Annotated in this window: 14 protein-coding genes; 8 read left to right on the top strand and 6 right to left on the bottom strand. The window is 61.8% G+C overall.

What is annotated here, in order from left to right; all coding sequences use genetic code 11:
* Positions 1-3 precede the first annotated feature (3 nt).
* From EI293_RS09405 to EI293_RS09420, 4 genes are read left to right on the top strand one after another with little or no spacing between them, the layout of a single operon-like run.
* Positions 4-1947 carry a SprB repeat-containing protein gene (locus EI293_RS09405; RefSeq protein WP_125436872.1) on the top strand — a complete coding sequence of 648 codons (1944 nt, stop codon included), beginning with the start codon at positions 4-6 and terminating at the stop codon, positions 1945-1947.
* Positions 1944-3419: a hypothetical protein gene (locus EI293_RS09410; RefSeq protein WP_125436874.1), complete on the top strand. Its 1476-nt coding sequence runs from the start codon at positions 1944-1946 to the stop codon at positions 3417-3419. The genes EI293_RS09405 and EI293_RS09410 overlap by 4 nt, the downstream gene beginning before the upstream one ends.
* Positions 3416-3865 (top strand): hypothetical protein, encoded by a 450-nt coding sequence (locus EI293_RS09415; protein WP_125436876.1) that lies wholly within the window; start codon positions 3416-3418, stop codon positions 3863-3865. Before EI293_RS09410 ends, EI293_RS09415 begins: the two co-directional genes overlap by 4 nt.
* 12 nt (positions 3866-3877) lie before the next feature.
* Positions 3878-7018: a hypothetical protein gene (locus EI293_RS09420; RefSeq protein ID WP_125436878.1), complete on the top strand. Its 3141-nt coding sequence runs from the start codon at positions 3878-3880 to the stop codon at positions 7016-7018.
* 91 nt (positions 7019-7109) lie between these two features.
* On the opposite strand, the gene EI293_RS09425 is transcribed toward EI293_RS09420, so the two are convergent.
* Together EI293_RS09425 and EI293_RS09430 are read right to left on the bottom strand one after the other, a co-directional pair.
* Complete coding sequence (locus EI293_RS09425; protein ID WP_125436880.1) at positions 7110-8516, bottom strand: hypothetical protein; 1407 nt, start codon at positions 8514-8516, stop codon at positions 7110-7112.
* Positions 8517-8558: 42 nt separating this feature from the next.
* On the bottom strand, positions 8559-9308 hold the full coding sequence (locus EI293_RS09430; RefSeq protein ID WP_125436882.1) for a porin family protein: 750 nt from the start codon (positions 9306-9308) through the stop codon (positions 8559-8561).
* A 291-nt stretch (positions 9309-9599) separates the two neighbouring features.
* Here EI293_RS09430 and EI293_RS09435 point away from each other — a divergent pair, with 291 nt between their 5' ends.
* A complete protein-coding gene (locus tag EI293_RS09435; protein ID WP_125436884.1) occupies positions 9600-10163 on the top strand; it encodes a recombinase family protein in 564 nt (187 codons plus the stop codon).
* A gap of 70 nt (positions 10164-10233) precedes the next feature.
* Complete coding sequence (locus tag EI293_RS09440; RefSeq protein ID WP_125436886.1) at positions 10234-10608, top strand: hypothetical protein; 375 nt, start codon at positions 10234-10236, stop codon at positions 10606-10608.
* 98 nt (positions 10609-10706) lie between these two features.
* Here EI293_RS09440 and EI293_RS09445 read toward each other — a convergent pair whose 3' ends face one another.
* The 3 genes from EI293_RS09445 to EI293_RS09455 form a co-directional block, all read right to left on the bottom strand.
* On the bottom strand, positions 10707-11270 hold the full coding sequence (locus EI293_RS09445; protein WP_125436888.1) for a hypothetical protein: 564 nt from the start codon (positions 11268-11270) through the stop codon (positions 10707-10709).
* 166 nt (positions 11271-11436) lie between these two features.
* Positions 11437-11799 (bottom strand): hypothetical protein, encoded by a 363-nt coding sequence (locus EI293_RS09450; RefSeq protein WP_125436890.1) that lies wholly within the window; start codon positions 11797-11799, stop codon positions 11437-11439.
* Positions 11800-11919: 120 nt separating this feature from the next.
* Positions 11920-12423 (bottom strand): hypothetical protein, encoded by a 504-nt coding sequence (locus tag EI293_RS09455; protein ID WP_125436892.1) that lies wholly within the window; start codon positions 12421-12423, stop codon positions 11920-11922.
* Between the two features lie 130 nt (positions 12424-12553).
* Here EI293_RS09455 and EI293_RS09460 point away from each other — a divergent pair, with 130 nt between their 5' ends.
* Entirely contained in the window at positions 12554-13531 is a 978-nt protein-coding gene (locus tag EI293_RS09460; RefSeq protein ID WP_125436894.1) for an NAD(P)H-quinone oxidoreductase, read from the top strand.
* Positions 13532-13699: 168 nt separating this feature from the next.
* On the top strand, positions 13700-14359 hold the full coding sequence (locus EI293_RS09465) for a Rossmann-fold NAD(P)-binding domain-containing protein (RefSeq protein WP_125436896.1): 660 nt from the start codon (positions 13700-13702) through the stop codon (positions 14357-14359).
* A 72-nt stretch (positions 14360-14431) separates the two neighbouring features.
* On the opposite strand, the gene EI293_RS09470 is transcribed toward EI293_RS09465, so the two are convergent.
* Complete coding sequence (locus EI293_RS09470) at positions 14432-15058, bottom strand: thioredoxin family protein (protein ID WP_125436898.1); 627 nt, start codon at positions 15056-15058, stop codon at positions 14432-14434.
* Between the last annotated feature and the right edge of the window lie 15 nt (positions 15059-15073).

A 15073-nucleotide genomic window follows, 5' to 3' on the forward strand; every position in this document is an offset into this window, starting at 1 on the left:
CCCATGCGTGTACTTTTAAAGCAACTCTGGTCGCAGAACGGCACCTGGGGCGACCGGGAGAATGATCAGGCCTACGGCTACTACCTGGGCGCGGAGGCCTGGGAGTTCGATACCGTCTCGCGCACGGTGGTCTACACCCCGTTTCCGCAGTCCGCCAGTTGGACGGTGGACCAGAGCGTGGGCGAGGCCCCGCCCGAGGATTTCAGCAAGCCGCTGGGGGAGCTGGTCTTCAGCCTGCCGAGCTTCCTCGACCCGGTGGCCACCACCGTGGGCTTTTTCCACGACGGCAACGCCGGCGTGCGCACCCTGATCCTGGACCTCACGCAGCTGCGCACCATCTGTTTCGGGGCCAGTACCGGCGAGTTGCAGTTGACCGTGGGCGGCACCGTGCCCGGGCCGTACACCTACCTCTGGGACGATGGCACCACCACGCTGGCCCGGGGCCTGGTGGCGGCCGGCACCTACCACGTGACCGTTACGGAGGAGGCCACCGGGGCCGCGTGTACCGTCACGCTGCCGGTGGGCCAGAACGCGCGCATCGACGTGCTGGTGGAGCGCCGCGACGGCCAGCTTACGCTCGTGCCCAGTGGCGGCACCGCGCCCTTTACTTTTTTGTGGGACGATGGCAGCACGCTGGCCACGCGCTCCGGCCTGGCCAGTGGCACCTACAGCTGCGTCATAACCGACGCGCTGGGCTGCACGCGGGAAGTCACCGTGGACTTCTCGCGCCTGGGCTACTATTTCTCCCGCAACCCCATCCCGCTGCGCCTCGACGCCGGCGACGACTACCGGGCCGATCCGACCACGCTGCCCAGCCTCACGTTCACCTGCCAGGTGCTGGTGGAGGAGCAGTACCTGAGCGAGGAGTTCACGGCCGTGGGTACCGCGCTGGAGCAGCCGGCCGACCAGCAGGGGCGCACCAGCTTCCAGGTGCAGGAGCTGCTGGCGCCCTACCTGACCTACCACGTGCCGGCCCCCGCTGGCCCGGTCGGGGAGCGGGCCACCAGCCTGTTCAAGCGGTTTTTCCTGCGCCACGCGCCGGTCAGCGGCAACCCGCCCACGGCCGGTACCAGCACCGGGGCCGAGCAGCATTACGTGCTGCTGGGGGGCCTGAGCTTCACCGAGGCCCAAGCCCGCACCTGGTTCGACTCCTACCAGCCGCAGGTAAAACCTTTCCTGAGCTGGGACGCCAACGACAAGTGGGTGCTGGCCGACCAGCCCGAATTCCTGTATTTCCAGGCCCTGAGCGCCACCGACGAAATCCGCTGCGCCGTGCGCGCCCGCTTCGCCGACGGCACCAGCGCCGCGTTCGTGGCCGCGCAGCTCAGCGACGTGCTGCGCTACGAGGTGTACTGCTTTGCCGTTGGCTACGCCCAGGTGCTGGCCAGCCGGCTCACTAGTGCGCAGGCGGCGCAGCTCACCGGCTGGGAGGTGCAGGTGACCGACTCGGGCGGCGACGCGCTCAGCGAGGTGCGCCGCTACTACCTGGAGCGGAAGCGACCGGCGCAGGTGCGCTACCTGCTCTACGGTAACTCACTGGGGGGCATGAATACGTTCGTGGCCACCGGCGAGGCGCAGCAGGATGCGGAAGTGAGTGGCGACCAGGTAGAGCTGAACCTGCCGCTGGACTACGACCCACTGCTGGGCGACACGGCCGTGCTGGAGCGGGAGCTGAAACCGGTGCTGAAACTGGCCTCGGGCGTGCGCCTGGGCCGGGCTGAGCACCTGGGCTTGCAAGAGTTGCTGCTCAGCCGCCGGGTGCTGCTGCTCAACCAGGGCCGCTGGCTGGCCGGCTACGTGAAGACCAAAACGTTCAGCCTGGTGGACGAGGGCAAGCGCGTGCCGACCCTGGAAGTAGACTTCGTGCTGCCCGCCGAGCGGCAGTTTACGCCCTACCTGCCGCCGGCTGCCACGGCGGCCGTGGGGCCTGACAGCGGCGCGCTATGATTGCCCTCGTCAACGGTGCCGGCGGCCTGGATCTGGCCGCCGGCACCACCATCAGCCTGGAAATTCAGAACCCGCTCTTCAAGTTCGACGCGGTACCCGGCACCACCAGTTACACGTTTGTCATCCCCTGGACGCCGAATAATCTGCGGGCCCTCAACTTTCCGCACGTGCGGGCGGCCCAGGGCGAGCGGATTGCCCCGGAGCTCTACGGCCTGGTGCTGGATGGCGTGCTCTGGCGCCAGGGCAGCCTGGTGTACAAGGACTGCGACGAGCAGAAGCGGGTCTGGAACTACACCTTCGCCGCCGGCGCCGCCGACTTGCAGGCCCGCATCGACGGCCGCACCCTGCGCCAGCTTGACCTCGGCCGCGCCGCCCTGGAGCTGCGTCCGGACGCGGAACTCTACGCGCTGCCGATGCACCATAATCCGCAGTTCTATACCAAAAACGACAGCTTTAGCACTGGCGCTGGGTTCCTTAACGACTACCGGAATGGGGCCTACCGGCTCAACGCCGGCGGCACCTGGCGGTTTCCGCTTGTGCCGTTTCTGCGGCTCGTCCCGCTGCTGGAGCGGGTGTTTGGGGCGCTTGGGTATCGGGTTTCAGGCGAGTGGCTCACCGACGCGGCCGACCTGGTGTGCTACTCCGACCGGGCCGTGGAGGTACTACCACCCGCGCCGGCGACCGTACCCATACTGCCGGCCGACTTTGCCCTGAACGCGCACGTGCCGGATCTGGGCGTAGGCGAGCTGCTGGTGGCGCTGCAGAAACTCTTCGGCCTGGGCTTCGACTTCCACCCGGTGCGGCCCGAGGTGCGCATCGTGCGCCTGCGCGACGTGGTGGCCGAGGACGCCTACGTGGAGCGCACCGGTGGCCCGGCCCGCAGCGTGCCGGCCGAGTACGGCGGCTTCCTGCTGAAAATGAGCCTGGAGGATGAGGAACTGAATAAAACCCGCGACACCAGCTGGGCGCAGCTGCGGGTTGGCAACGGCAAAACCAGTATTGATACCGTGGCCGGCACGCTGCACCTGCTGGGGGTGCTCGATAAGAGCGACAACTCGAAACGCCTGGTGCCGGCGGTGCTGGCCAAGGGGGCCTCGCCGGCCTTCGAGGCGGGCGAGGACAGCCGCGCTGGCCTGCGCCTGCTCTACGACCGGGGGCTGCGCACCTACCAGGGCAGCACCTACCCGCTGGCCACCAGCGCCAGTCCGGGCGGCGGGCTGCCGGGGCTCTATTGGCCCGGCTCCGATGGCCTGTACGCGGTGAGCTACCAGGCCTGGCTGGATTTCCTGGACCGGGCCGGCCGCGAGGAGCGCACCATGGTATTCCGGGTGGCCGACCTGCTCAGCCTCGACCCGCTGCGCAAGGAGCTGGTCGGGGGGCGAAAATACCTGTGGGAGAAAGTGAGTGTAAGCGTGAGCACCGCCCGCCGCCTCGAATCTGCCCGCTTCACCTACCGACCCATCAGACGATGACCGACCTGACCCTCGACCAGCAGGAGCTGGAAATGGCCACCAAGTGGCTGGATTTTACGGTGGAGGCCTTTATCCGCAACATACGCCAGCTGCGCATCAAGCAGACCGGCGCGCTCATGGCCAGCTTCCGCAAGCAGGTGGTGGGAGCCGCCAGTGGCCGGCTGCAGTTGCAACTGAGCTACGCGCTATACGGCAAGTTCGTGGATATGGGCGTGGGCCGGGGTATGGGCCAAGGCATTCGGAAAGGCGACGATGGCTACGACCGGATGCGCAACAGCCGGGGCCAGCTCAAGCGCCGGGAGCGGAAAGCGAAGAAGTGGTTCTCGAAGGCTCTGGCCTACCAGACCAAGCGTCTCGCGGAGCTTATGAGCGAATTGCACGGCACCCTTCTCATCAGCCAGGTCAGCGACGCGCTGCCGGCCCAGGATGTGGTAGTAAATTTTTAAGAGACGATTTCGATGGCTGAAAATAGCGAAGAACGGAAAGTACGTATCCTGCTGGATGCCCAGCAGGCCAACGCCAGCATCCGGGATATGTCGGCCGCCGCCGGCATTATGAATAGTCAGCTGGCCAAAATGGCCGCTGACGACCCCGGTCGGGCGGCCTTGCAGCAGGACTTTGCCCGGCTCACGGCGCGCATTAACGAGGCGCGCACGGCCCAGCGCACGGTTATTCAGACCACCGAGGAACTGGCTGCGGCGCAGAGCAAGCTGGTGGCCGAAAACCGCGAAGTGGTGCTGAATGGCCAGAAAGTGGAGGCCACGTTCAACGACATGAAGCGGGCGGCGCAGCAGCTGGAGCGTGAGCTGCACGAGATGAGCGGCGACGACCCGAACCGCGCCAAAATGCTGAGCGACTACCAGGCGCTGCAGGGACGGATCGAGGGCGTGAAAAAGGAGTTGGGTGGGGCGGCCAGTAATGGCAGCTTTTTTAAGCAGAGCATGGCCAGCGCCCTGGGCGTGCTCACCGGGGGCGGCGTGCTGGAGCTGGCCGGCAAGGCCTTCGAGTTCCTGGGCGGCGCCAAGGAAGACTTCGAGGCCAGCGCGCAGGCCGGGGCGCAGCTGGAAGCTACGCTCAAGTCCACGGCCAACTCGGCCGGCATCGCCAAAGAGGAAATCGAGGCCCTGGCTACGGCGCGCATGGGCGTGACGCTGTTTGACGACGATGACACCAAGGCCTCGGCCTCGCTGCTGCTCACGTTCACCAACATCAAAAACGGGGTGTTCCAGGAGGCCATGCCGGCCATTCAGGACCTGGCCCAGAAGATGGCAGGCGACGGGCCGGCTGACCTGAAAGGGGCCAGTATCCAGGTTGGAAAGGCTCTGAATGAACCGATTAAGGGTATTACGGCCCTGAGCCGGGTGGGCGTGTCGTTCACGGAAGAGCAGAAGAAAGTTATCGAGCAGCTGGTGGCCACCGGCGACACGGCCGGCGCGCAGCGGATTATTCTGGCGGAACTGAACAAGGAGTTTGGGGGCTCGGCCGAGGCAGCCCGCACCGCCGGCGGTGGTCTGGCCTCGCTCCGGATGAATTTTGCCGATACCAAGGAAACTATTGGGGGCTTCGTGGTGGAGGGGCTGAATCGGGCCACCGACTGGCTGGGCCGGCTCTGGGAGCGTACCCAGCCCGTGCGCGACATCTTCGTGGAGTTGTGGCAGGAGGGCACGCACCTGTACAGCAACCTCTACGATATTGCCGAGAGCCTGGGGCTGGTGTCGGATAAGGGCGACTCGGTGGGCTTGGTGGCCAACCTGCTGATTGGCTTGTTCACGCTGCTGCTGGCCCCGCTGCGGGCCAGTGTGGGCTTGTGGAACGCCATGAGCGACAGTTTCGTGGAGCTATACAATAAGAGCAGCTTGTTCCGGGGCGTAGTAGGCGGCTTTGTGCAGGTATTTAAGGAGGTTGGGCAAGCCGCGTGGGACTCGCTGAAGGGCGTGGGCAACCTGCTGGTGGGTATATTCACACTCGATACGGAGAAAATCAAGCAGGGCCTGAAGCAGACGTTCGATGGTCTGGGTGAGGTAGCCTACCGGGGTGGCATCGGGGCGGCCGACAGCTTTTACAAGGGCTACGTTTCCTCCAAGGATAAGCGCATCGTGCGTAAAGTGCAGGTGGAAACCACTGCCACGGCAACCGGTGCCGGTGCGCTACCTGCCACGAATGGCGAGGAGGGAGAAAATAGCTTGCAGGCTGCCGCCGCCGCGAAAGTGGACAAAGCTGCCGCTGCCGCGACGCGTGCGCAGGAGGCAGCGCATAAAAAGGAACTGGCGGCGCAGAAGAAACAGGACCAGGCCCGGCTGGATGCGACCAAAAAGTGGGTGGCGGAGGAAGGGGCGCTGCTGGATTCGCGCCTGGTGCTGCGTGAGCAGCTGGCCGGGCGTGAGCTGAGCGACGAGATGCAGCGCCGCGAACAGCAGCGGCAGAAGCTGTTTGATGAGGCGGATAAGAAAGCAGCCGGCCTCACCGGCAAGGAGCTGGATTATGCTGAGCGGGTGCGCGCCATCGTGGAGGAGCGGGACCTGAGCCTGCGCGAGCTGCAGGCCAAGTTCGACGCCGAGTCGGAAAAGCGTCGGCAAGAGGGGCTGGATAAGAAACTGGCCCAGGCCCAGGCCGACGATGAGGTGCGGCTGGCTGAGCTGCAGCTGAAGCTGGCCAACGGCGTGCTCGATGAGCAGGCCTACCAGGATGCGGTGCACGCCGTGAAGGTGGCCGCCATGGAGCGGGAGCTGGAGTTTGCGCGGCAGAAGTATGGGGAGGGCTCCACGGAATACAAGAAGCTACTGGCCGACAAAATCAGTCAGGATGCGGACTATGTCGGTAAAAAACGCAAGCTGGAGGAGGAGCAGAGCAAGTTCGAGCAGGTTCTGGCGTTTGCCAAAAAAGCCATCAGTGCCGCCGACGTGGCGACCCTGGGCGAGGTGCTGGGTAAAAAGAACGTGCTCTATAAAGCCGCTCAGGCGGCGCAAAAAGCCATTGCCATTGCGGAAATCGGCATGAGCTTACCGAAGCAGTGGGCCGCTAATGCAGAAGCCGGCGCGAAAATTTCGGCCATGGCTCCGCCGTTCACTGTGCCGCTGGGCGTGGCCTACACCATCGGCACCAACGCGCTGGCCACGGCCGGGGCGGCAGCGGCTACGGCCAAAATCATGGGCTTCCGGGAAGGCGGGCGCACGCTGGCTAGTGGGGGCAAGAACCTGCTCGACATGAACCGCATGAGTGTCGCGCCAAACGGCAAGCTTCTGGATCAGGACGGCTACCCAGTGGCCGGCGTGGTGCACGAGAATGAGTACGTGATTCCCGAGTGGATGCGCGCCGATCCGCAGGTGGTGCAGGTCGAGGAGTTCCTGGAGCAGAAGCGCCTGCGCGGGTACCGCGAGGGCGGGGCCACCTCGGCCGACGTGGCCCCGCCGGCCGCCGGCACCGGGGCCGCCGCTACGGAAACGCAGCTGCAGCTGCTGGCTGTGCTCGGCCGCCTGGACTTGCGCCTGGCCGACGTGGAGCAGTGGGCCCGGGAGGTAAACGTGGTGCTCGACGTCTACGGTCTGGAGCAAACGCTGGAGGAGCGGGAAGCCACCCGGAAGGCGGCCGAAGTCCGGTAGGAATATACTTGCTGAGGTCAATAAGATGATACACAAAGAAGCCCCGACCATCAGGTCGAGGCTTCTTTGTGTATCATCTTATTGACCAAACTTAGCTCTTCTTGTTTGCAGTAAAGCGAGTACGTTGATCCTGCACTAGCTTTTCTAACTCTTTGGCTGCCGTATTGTAGCGGGAAATATCAAGCAGCTTGAGGCGGGCCAACAGCATCTCCGCTTCATCAAAGTTATTCATCCATAGATTCGCTTCGGCGTCGTTGAGGAGAGTAGCAGCAGTTACTTTTTCGTCAATACGCGCCTTCTTGTCCTTCGGATTAGATTCGGTCAAAGCCTTCTCCCAGAGCGCTACGCTCTCGCTGAGATGCTTTTTTGCGTCGGTTGCACGGCTGGCATCAGCTAATATTTTGTAGCCCATCAAAGCTTTCATGTAAGCCTGAGGATACTCGTCGTAGTTGATTTTCTTGTCAGTCACAACCCAGATAGCAGTGCTACGCGTGATAGAGCGCTGGCCAAATTTGCTGTCCAGATACTCGGCCACCTGCTTCATATTGGTCTTCGTGATGTCCTCATCCAACTGGCGCAAAAAGGTGGGCTGGTTGGCGCTACCATATTCCTGCGTAGCAACTGTCGTGTAGGAGGTAGAAGATTCGAGCAATTCGTCAGAAAGCACCGTGCCGTCTTTGGTCGTTACTTTAACAGAAACGGGGGACTTGTAGGATACTTCATAAGCTTGCTTCAGTCCTGGGCCCGGGGATAGGTTGGGATCAACCTTCTTGCCATCGCGCATCATAACAGATGTCGTGGGTCCCAGGGTGAAGCCATCCAAGCTCACAGTTACGCGCAGATCTCCATCAGTACCCTGTGCCCGCTGCAAGCCACTGATGGTGACATAAGTCGAAGCCAGCGTCTTGCTATCGTACACTTGGGCTGTGTAGTTGGCCGGCGGAATAACGGCCTCACCCGGCTTACGCTCATCGAGTAGAATGCGGTTGAGCGCTTTGTCCTTTAAAGACATGGCCTTATAGTCCAGCTTGTCTTTCTCTGCTTTGGCCTTGGCCTCCGCTACGGCAGCAACGTGGTCAGCTTTCTGCTGTTCCACTGCGTTCTGGTAGCGTAACACAACTTCCGGCGAGAAGGATTTGGTACTGGCTGGCAGTGGAACCAAGGGTAAACGCACATAGTCAAAGGTGACTTTCTGTGCGTCGATGCTTTGCCCATGGGCCGCAATGGTGAGGAGCATCGAGGCTCCAAGCAATAGTAAAGATTGACGCATATTGCGTAGGAAAAGAGGAATAATGAAAAAAGGCCCACTACGGGTCCTGCAAGTTACAATGACTTCCTGCTTTTTGTGCAGAATTTTTGCAGAAGGAACAGCCGGAGATATTGCAGCTGCTGTCCAAAAAACGGATGGTTTACGGACGGTATGACCAGCATTGACAACGCCCCCAAAAACGTAGTTTTCGGGGGCGTTGTTGATATCCTTTTCTGGACAGTCGTTCATATCCAGAAACTGAGTATTCGCTGGACAGACATTCCTACTGCCTTACTTATTGGAGCCAAACAAATAAGCTACCGAGAACTGGAAGGCGTGGCTGCGGTAAGTCGGCGGTTTCGCATTGGTGCGACCGGCCTCGTACTTGGCCCCGAGTTCACGCAGGCCCTGGCTGTAGCCGAGCTGCATTTGCAGACCGTTGCCAAAGCCGTAGCCCAGGCCCCCTTGCAGGCCCACGTCAAGGCCTTGGGAAACGTACGGGTCCTTAGGGCCATTCTTGTACGTATCGCCGGCCTCCACATCTCCCTCACCGGAGCCGCCGCGGGTAGCGCCGTTCCCGTACCGGCCGTTTTGCGCAGACTTATACTTGCCACCCAGTAGGAAACCCACGTACGGGCCGGCGAACACCTGCAGGCCCTGACCGCCCTCCTGCGAGCTGTACATCACGTTAAGGGGCACGGCCAAGTAATTGAAGCGGAACTCGTACTCCCCGTGATAGGTGTAGTCGTAAGGCGCGTCGTAGGCATCTTCGTCAAAAGAAAAGCCTTTCTGCGAGTACAGCACCGCTGGCTGTACGGACCAGTGGGTGCCTAGACCAACCTGCGCCACCAAGCCTGCCTCTGCTCCACTACGGGAGGAGTTGGTAACCTTCAGGTAGTCGTTACCGGGATACTCGAAACGGCCGAACGATTGGTTGATGCCCACTTTGGGGCCGATCCGGAAGGAGGACTGGGCGTGAGCACTTGTCGCGGCCAGCACCAGCGCACTAGCGAAAAGGATAGGAGAAAAGGTTTTGTTCATACAGGGGAATAAGGGACGTATATGTTGGGGTGGCGAAAGCCGGGCAGGTATAGGAACACGCTTACTAATTGCTCGTTGCCGAAAACACGTCACCGGAGCGTTTCGCCAGTCCAAAACTACGGCATATTGCCAGTGTGGGCAAACCGGGTTGCAGACGTATGCACGAGGTGGCTCAAAAAGGTACACCTAAGTGAGCCAGCCCGAGCTAAGGTGGGCGCACGGGGAAATAATGGCTCATTAAGTCGGCTCACGGTATTATCTTCGTGAGCCGTACTTAATGAGCCGTTTACTATGATTTTCGGATACGCCCGGGTTTCTGCCAAAGACCAGAACCCCGACACGCAGGTCGAGCAGCTGATGGCTGCTGGCTGCGACCAGCTGTTTGTGGAGAAGATGAGTGGCACGACCACCAGCCGCCCCGAGCTGGATAAACTCCTGCAGCAGCTGCGGCCGGGTGATACGGTGAAGGTCGCCCGATTGAACCGGCTCGGCCGTAACACCCGCCACGTGCTGGAGCTGATTGCCCGGTTTGCCGAGCAGCAGGTACGCTTCGTGTCGCTCGATCTGGGAGTGGACACGGCCACGCCCGCCGGCAAGATGATGGTCGGAGTATTTGCCGTGCTGGCCGAATATGACCGGGAGATAAACCGGGAGCGGCAGGACCACGGCCGTGAGCTGGCCAAAACTGCCGGCACCCACATGGGCCGCCGGGCCGGCCTTGACCCCAAGCGTCTTGAGCAGGTGAGCATGGCCATAAAGTCCGGGCACACTAGTGCGGGTGCCATTACCAAACTCACCGGCCTGCCCCTGGCGACGGTGAAGCGCTACAAAAAAGCCGTGGAGAGTAAGGATTAGTGTCCTTTTTGCCAGCCGGGCTGAGGGGGAGTTTTGGGCTTTAATCAACCAAAAACCAACCCCTCAGTTTATGAGAAACTTCCTTGTGCTGCTGCTTGGCAGCTTCGCTCTCTTGCTGGCCACCGCCTGCAACCGGCCGGCCCCGCCGTCGGTACCCTCCGTGCCGGTCGAGTACTTTTATCAGCAGTACCGGGCCTCGCCGGTGCCAGACTCCGCCAGTGCTGCTGCCAAGCAGCAGACCCGCGTGAGTCAGGTGACCACGCCAAGCAAGCAAGTCGCCGCTCCGTCGCCGCGCTTTTACACCAGGTGGCGTAGGGTACACGGCCGCTGGTATCACTTCACCTACCGAGTAGGAGATAAGCGCGCCATGGTACAGCATCCAGATCCAGGCTGGCGAATCACCGGCCCCCAAAAAGGCCCCCATAAAGTTGATATGTGCGGTTAGAGTGCATAAGAGTGTATTCAAAGAAGAAAGTCGTTCCCGGGTGGGGACGGCTTTTTTTTATGCCTGCTTTCTGCTGCTTGTCACAAGGCGCCGCCTGTTCAGAACAGCAGCATCACAGCCAGGGTAACCAGCCACAGCAAGCCACTGACTACGGACGTGTTTAGGCGGGTTTCGGCCGAAAAGGGTAACAGCAGACCCAGGCTGGCCACTAGCAGCAGCATAACAGGAAACGCCGCCACGGCCGAGTTATAGACGCCGCCCCCATAAGGCGAAAAAGGCTCCCGGCCGGCGGCTACGGTTGGGGCCTTCACGAGCCGCACCACCTGCAGCAGCGGCGTGCGCCATACCGTGACGGTGTGGGCATCCTGCACCCGAAAGGCCTGGCGCGTGTGCAGCCGAAAGCTGGTGTGGGGCGTCAGGATGCGGTACGCCATCTGGGGGTTGGAAAGCGTGGCCCCAATGGAAACCGGCCGCCGCTCCAGAATGGGCTCATCGGGAAACTGCTGCAGGGGTAAGGCCCAGTCCAGGGCCAGTACCACGCAGAATACCACGGCCGCCCGGTTCACCCAGCGGGCATTATGCGCCATCCGGGACATGCGTGCCTCCTCGGCCTCCCGGCGCAGCATGACCAGCGTACGCGCATCGGGACGATAATTGGTCATGCAGGAGGTGACTGTTTAGTAATAGAAAAGCAGGAAAACCGGCGGGCTGCTCAACGGCGCAGAAATCCGAATAACCGAAACGCTACTGAAACCTGCAACGCCCCGGCCAGAGGCCGGAGCGTTGCGGTAAGAAGCCTCATGCACGCAGGCAGTTTGGCAGGAAAGCCTAGGCAAATGGCACCAGCGCCGCCAGCAGCGTTGTGGTAATCTGATGCCAGCGGGCGTAAGGCCATGCGGTGCCGGGCGCGGTGCCGGCTTGGGTAATCTCACGCCGGGCGGTAAGTACCCAGCTCAGCAGTACGTGGCGGTCCGGCAGAGGCTGGCCGGAGTGCAGCGCCTCGGGCCAGTCGGGTAGGGGCCACTCCTGCAGGAAGTACTCCGTTTGGTCGGCAATGCGGGCCAGGCGAGCGGGGCCATATGGGTCGGTGGAAGGCAGGTGACGGGCAGCTCGGTATAGGTCGCGTAGGGCTGTCCGGGCCGGCGGAAAGGCTATCTTTCCGCCCGGCAATGGGGCAGGAGTTTGTTTCATCTGCGCCCACTTACGGCTCTCTTTCAGAGGCTGGATTGTACGGTAGAGCTTCAAAATCAATAAAAATGAATAAAATTCGGCAGGGGAATTTTTTGCGTTTAAACCGGGTTTAGGGCCGATTTAAGCCGAAAGCTGCTGGGGCAGCGGGGTATCATCGGGCAGTACTTCGGCGCCGGTGCCGTGGTCGGGAACGAGGCGTTTCCAGGTGGCCTGCTTCAGCTCCTCCAGGCGGGTAAGCGTATCCTGCACCGTAGCGGTTGACCGTAGCCTGTCGAACAGCCCCGACTTGCGGGCCACTTTCAACAGCTGTTCCACTACCACCGGCAGCACCCAGCCGACTACGCTGGATGCCAACGCCCCCCGCAGACCAATGCGTAGCAGTAGGCGGGTGGCCATCCGTTCCAGCAGCAGCGCCCGGGCCGTCGGCAGGGCTTTGCCCAGCAGAAATTCCCGTACCTGTCGCACGTTGCCTTTTTCCACCTCAGCCCGCAGCACCTCCTGCACCGAGTCGAGCGCGGTGCTGGCCACCTTGCGGAACAGCCGACCCGTCTGCCAGGCTTTCAGGCCGGCAAACTGGCCGGCTGTACGTACGAAATCGGGCAGGCGCGGAAACGGTGTCATCATCTAATCAGAAACTTACCCGCTTTCGGTGGCTGAAGGTAATCCGGCGAGCCGCTCGTACGTAGTAAGTACCCGTTGTTTACGTGGGCTGCTTGCGCATGTTGTTGCAACGCTTTTATCTTTTTTGCTGCTTATGAACGCAATTATCATCCGTACGCCCGGCGGGCCGGAAGTACTGGAAATACAATCCGCCACAATGCCTGTTCCGGCTGCCCACGAGGTCCTGATCCGGGTGGCGGCAGCCGGTGTAAACCGCCCCGATGTACTGCTGCGCCAGGGCAAATACCGGGGCAGCGGCGACGTGTCCGGCCTGATTCCGGGCCTGGAAATAGCCGGTACGGTAGTGCAGTGCGGCGCGGAGGTTATGCGCTGGCACCCTGGCGACGCGGTCTGTGCGCTGCTGGCCCAGGGCGGCTACGCCGAGTACGCCGTAGCGGATGCCCGGCATTGCCTGCCCGTGCCCGCCGGCTGGACATTGCCCGAAGCCGCCAGTCTGCCCGAAACAGTGTTTACCGTGTGGCACAACGTGTTTCAGCGGGGCCAGCTCCAGCCCGACGAAACCCTGCTGGTACATGGTGGCAGTAGTGGTATCGGTGTTACGGCCGTGCAGCTGGCCCACGCCCTGGGCAGCCGCGTAGCCGCCACGGTTGGTAGTCCGGAGAAAGCCGCTGCTGTTCATGCGCTCGGGGCCGATACCGTCATCAACTACAAGGAAGCGGACTTCGAAGCGGTGCTGGCCGACACTGGCGGAGCAGATGTGGTGCTGGATATGGTAGGCGGCGACTACACTGCCAAAAACCTGCGCCTACTGCGCGAAGATGGCCGGTTGGTGTTCATTAACGCCATGCGCGGCGGCCCCGCTGAGTTCAACGCGCTGGATATCATGGCACGCCGGCTCACCATCACCGGTAGCACCCTGCGGCCGCGCTCCGCCGGATTTAAGGCGGCCCTGGCCCTGGAGGTGGAACGGCACGTCTGGCCGCTGCTGGCCAGCGGGGCCGTGCGGCCGGTACTGCACGCTACCCTGCCGCTGGCGCAGGCCGCCGAAGCCCATCGGTTGCTGGAGAGCAGTACCCACATCGGCAAAATCGTACTTACAGTAGCCAACTGAGCTGCCTGACCACGCGGGGAAAGTGGTTGAAGTACAATATTCCCAAAAAAGGACAGATTTTTTCCTCCTCAGGCACAACAGTAACCAACGAAAGGCGTCTTTAGTGGTTGTACGGAGTGTCTGCCCGTCGGGCAGCTCCCTGTTCTTTCTGCCCTACCACACCTGTTTATGTATTCAGCACTTCTTATCGGGGCTACCGGCCTGGTGGGCGACTACCTGTTGCGCCAGCTGCTGCTCGATGACCGGTTTACCAGTCTGAAAGTCTTTACCCGACGCCCAACCGGCTACCAGAATCCCAAACTGGAAGAGCATCTGGTGGACTTTGACCAGCCCCGCGGTTGGAACCACCTGCTCACCGGCGACGTGCTGTTTTCCTCCCTGGGTACTACCCTGCGTCAGGCCGGCGGACAAAAGGCGCAGTATAAAGTAGATTATACGTATCAGTTTCAGGCTGCTCAGGCTGCCGCCGAAAACGGGGTGCCAACCTACGTGCTCATTTCAGCGGCCAATGCTGAGCCGGACGCGCTGGTGTTCTACAGCCGCATGAAGGGCGAGCTGGAGCGGGACATTAAACGCCTGCCGTTCCGGCGCATCCGCATTTTGCAGCCCGGTATTCTGGCCGGTAACCGCGCTGCGCCGCGGCTGGGCGAACGGCTGGGGCTGTTGCTGGCCACCGCCGCCGGTACTATTCCGCTGCTGCACGCCTACCGGCCCATCCATGCCCGCATTGTCGCTCAGGCAATGGTTAAGGCCGCTGTTGATGAAACGCCCGGGGTCCGGACCGATACACTGGAAGATGTATTCCGCCGGGCCGGACAGTCGGCCTGACGCTTTTGTTTTCCCGCAAAAAAGCCCGCTACAAAGCGGGCTTTTTTGCGGGAAAACGAATGATGATACACGCTAGGCTTTCTTCCATTTGATGGTGCAGCCGATGGCTTTGGTGGAGCTGACGGAAGCGGGCTTGCCAGCCACCAGCTCGGTCATGGCGTTTTCCAGGTATTTGGTTTTCACCAGCTTGGCATCCTCCGAGTTGTCATCAATGGCCCCGATGTAGCTCACCACGAAGCTGTTGCCCTGGCGGGTGAGCACGTATAGGTGGGGTGTGCGGGTGGCGCCAAACTGGTGGGCTACCTGCTGGGTTTCATCCTGGAGATAGGGGAAGGCATACTTCTTCTCCCTGGCTCGCTTCTGCATTTCGGCAAATGAGTCGCCGGGTACGGTGGCCGCGTCGTTAGGGTTGATGGCCACCACTGGGTAGCCCTGTGGTGCGTACTTAGTATTCAAGTCGATGATGCGCTGCTCGTAGGCCTTAGCGTAGGGGCAGGTGTTGCAGGTAAACACCACTATGTAGCCTCTGGCGGCCTTGTTATCGGCCAGGGATACCAGTTTGCCGTCCACGTTTTTTAGCTTGAAGTCGGCGGCTTTGTCGCCCACCTGGTAGCCCGCATCGGCCACGGGGCGCAGCATGATGAAGCTGCTGAAAGCCAGCACCAGAAGGGAAGCCAGGAATGGAAGGAGCTTTTTCATTGGAGCGAAGATGAG

It is taken from the genome of Hymenobacter perfusus (assembly GCF_003944765.1).
In the GTDB taxonomy this organism is placed as follows: Bacteria; Bacteroidota; Bacteroidia; order Cytophagales; family Hymenobacteraceae; genus Hymenobacter; species Hymenobacter perfusus.

What these genes read in the sequence shown, in the direction of transcription:
- EI293_RS09430 (WP_125436882.1), bottom strand. Translation starts at nt 9,308, where the DNA reads ATGAACAAAACCTTTTCTCCTATCCTTTTCGCTAGTGCGCTGGTGCTG.
- EI293_RS09440 (WP_125436886.1), top strand. Translation starts at nt 10,234, where the DNA reads ATGAGAAACTTCCTTGTGCTGCTGCTTGGCAGCTTCGCTCTCTTGCTG.
- EI293_RS09435 (WP_125436884.1), top strand. Translation starts at nt 9,600, where the DNA reads ATGATTTTCGGATACGCCCGGGTTTCTGCCAAAGACCAGAACCCCGAC.
- EI293_RS09415 (WP_125436876.1), top strand. Translation starts at nt 3,416, where the DNA reads ATGACCGACCTGACCCTCGACCAGCAGGAGCTGGAAATGGCCACCAAG.
- EI293_RS09445 (WP_125436888.1), bottom strand. Translation starts at nt 11,270, where the DNA reads ATGACCAATTATCGTCCCGATGCGCGTACGCTGGTCATGCTGCGCCGG.
- EI293_RS09410 (WP_125436874.1), top strand. Translation starts at nt 1,944, where the DNA reads ATGATTGCCCTCGTCAACGGTGCCGGCGGCCTGGATCTGGCCGCCGGC.
- EI293_RS09460 (WP_125436894.1), top strand. Translation starts at nt 12,554, where the DNA reads ATGAACGCAATTATCATCCGTACGCCCGGCGGGCCGGAAGTACTGGAA.
- EI293_RS09425 (WP_125436880.1), bottom strand. Translation starts at nt 8,516, where the DNA reads ATGAACGACTGTCCAGAAAAGGATATCAACAACGCCCCCGAAAACTAC.
- EI293_RS09450 (WP_125436890.1), bottom strand. Translation starts at nt 11,799, where the DNA reads ATGAAACAAACTCCTGCCCCATTGCCGGGCGGAAAGATAGCCTTTCCG.
- EI293_RS09405 (WP_125436872.1), top strand. Translation starts at nt 4, where the DNA reads ATGCGTGTACTTTTAAAGCAACTCTGGTCGCAGAACGGCACCTGGGGC.
- EI293_RS09470 (WP_125436898.1), bottom strand. Translation starts at nt 15,058, where the DNA reads ATGAAAAAGCTCCTTCCATTCCTGGCTTCCCTTCTGGTGCTGGCTTTC.
- EI293_RS09455 (WP_125436892.1), bottom strand. Translation starts at nt 12,423, where the DNA reads ATGATGACACCGTTTCCGCGCCTGCCCGATTTCGTACGTACAGCCGGC.
- EI293_RS09465 (WP_125436896.1), top strand. Translation starts at nt 13,700, where the DNA reads ATGTATTCAGCACTTCTTATCGGGGCTACCGGCCTGGTGGGCGACTAC.
- EI293_RS09420 (WP_125436878.1), top strand. Translation starts at nt 3,878, where the DNA reads ATGGCTGAAAATAGCGAAGAACGGAAAGTACGTATCCTGCTGGATGCC.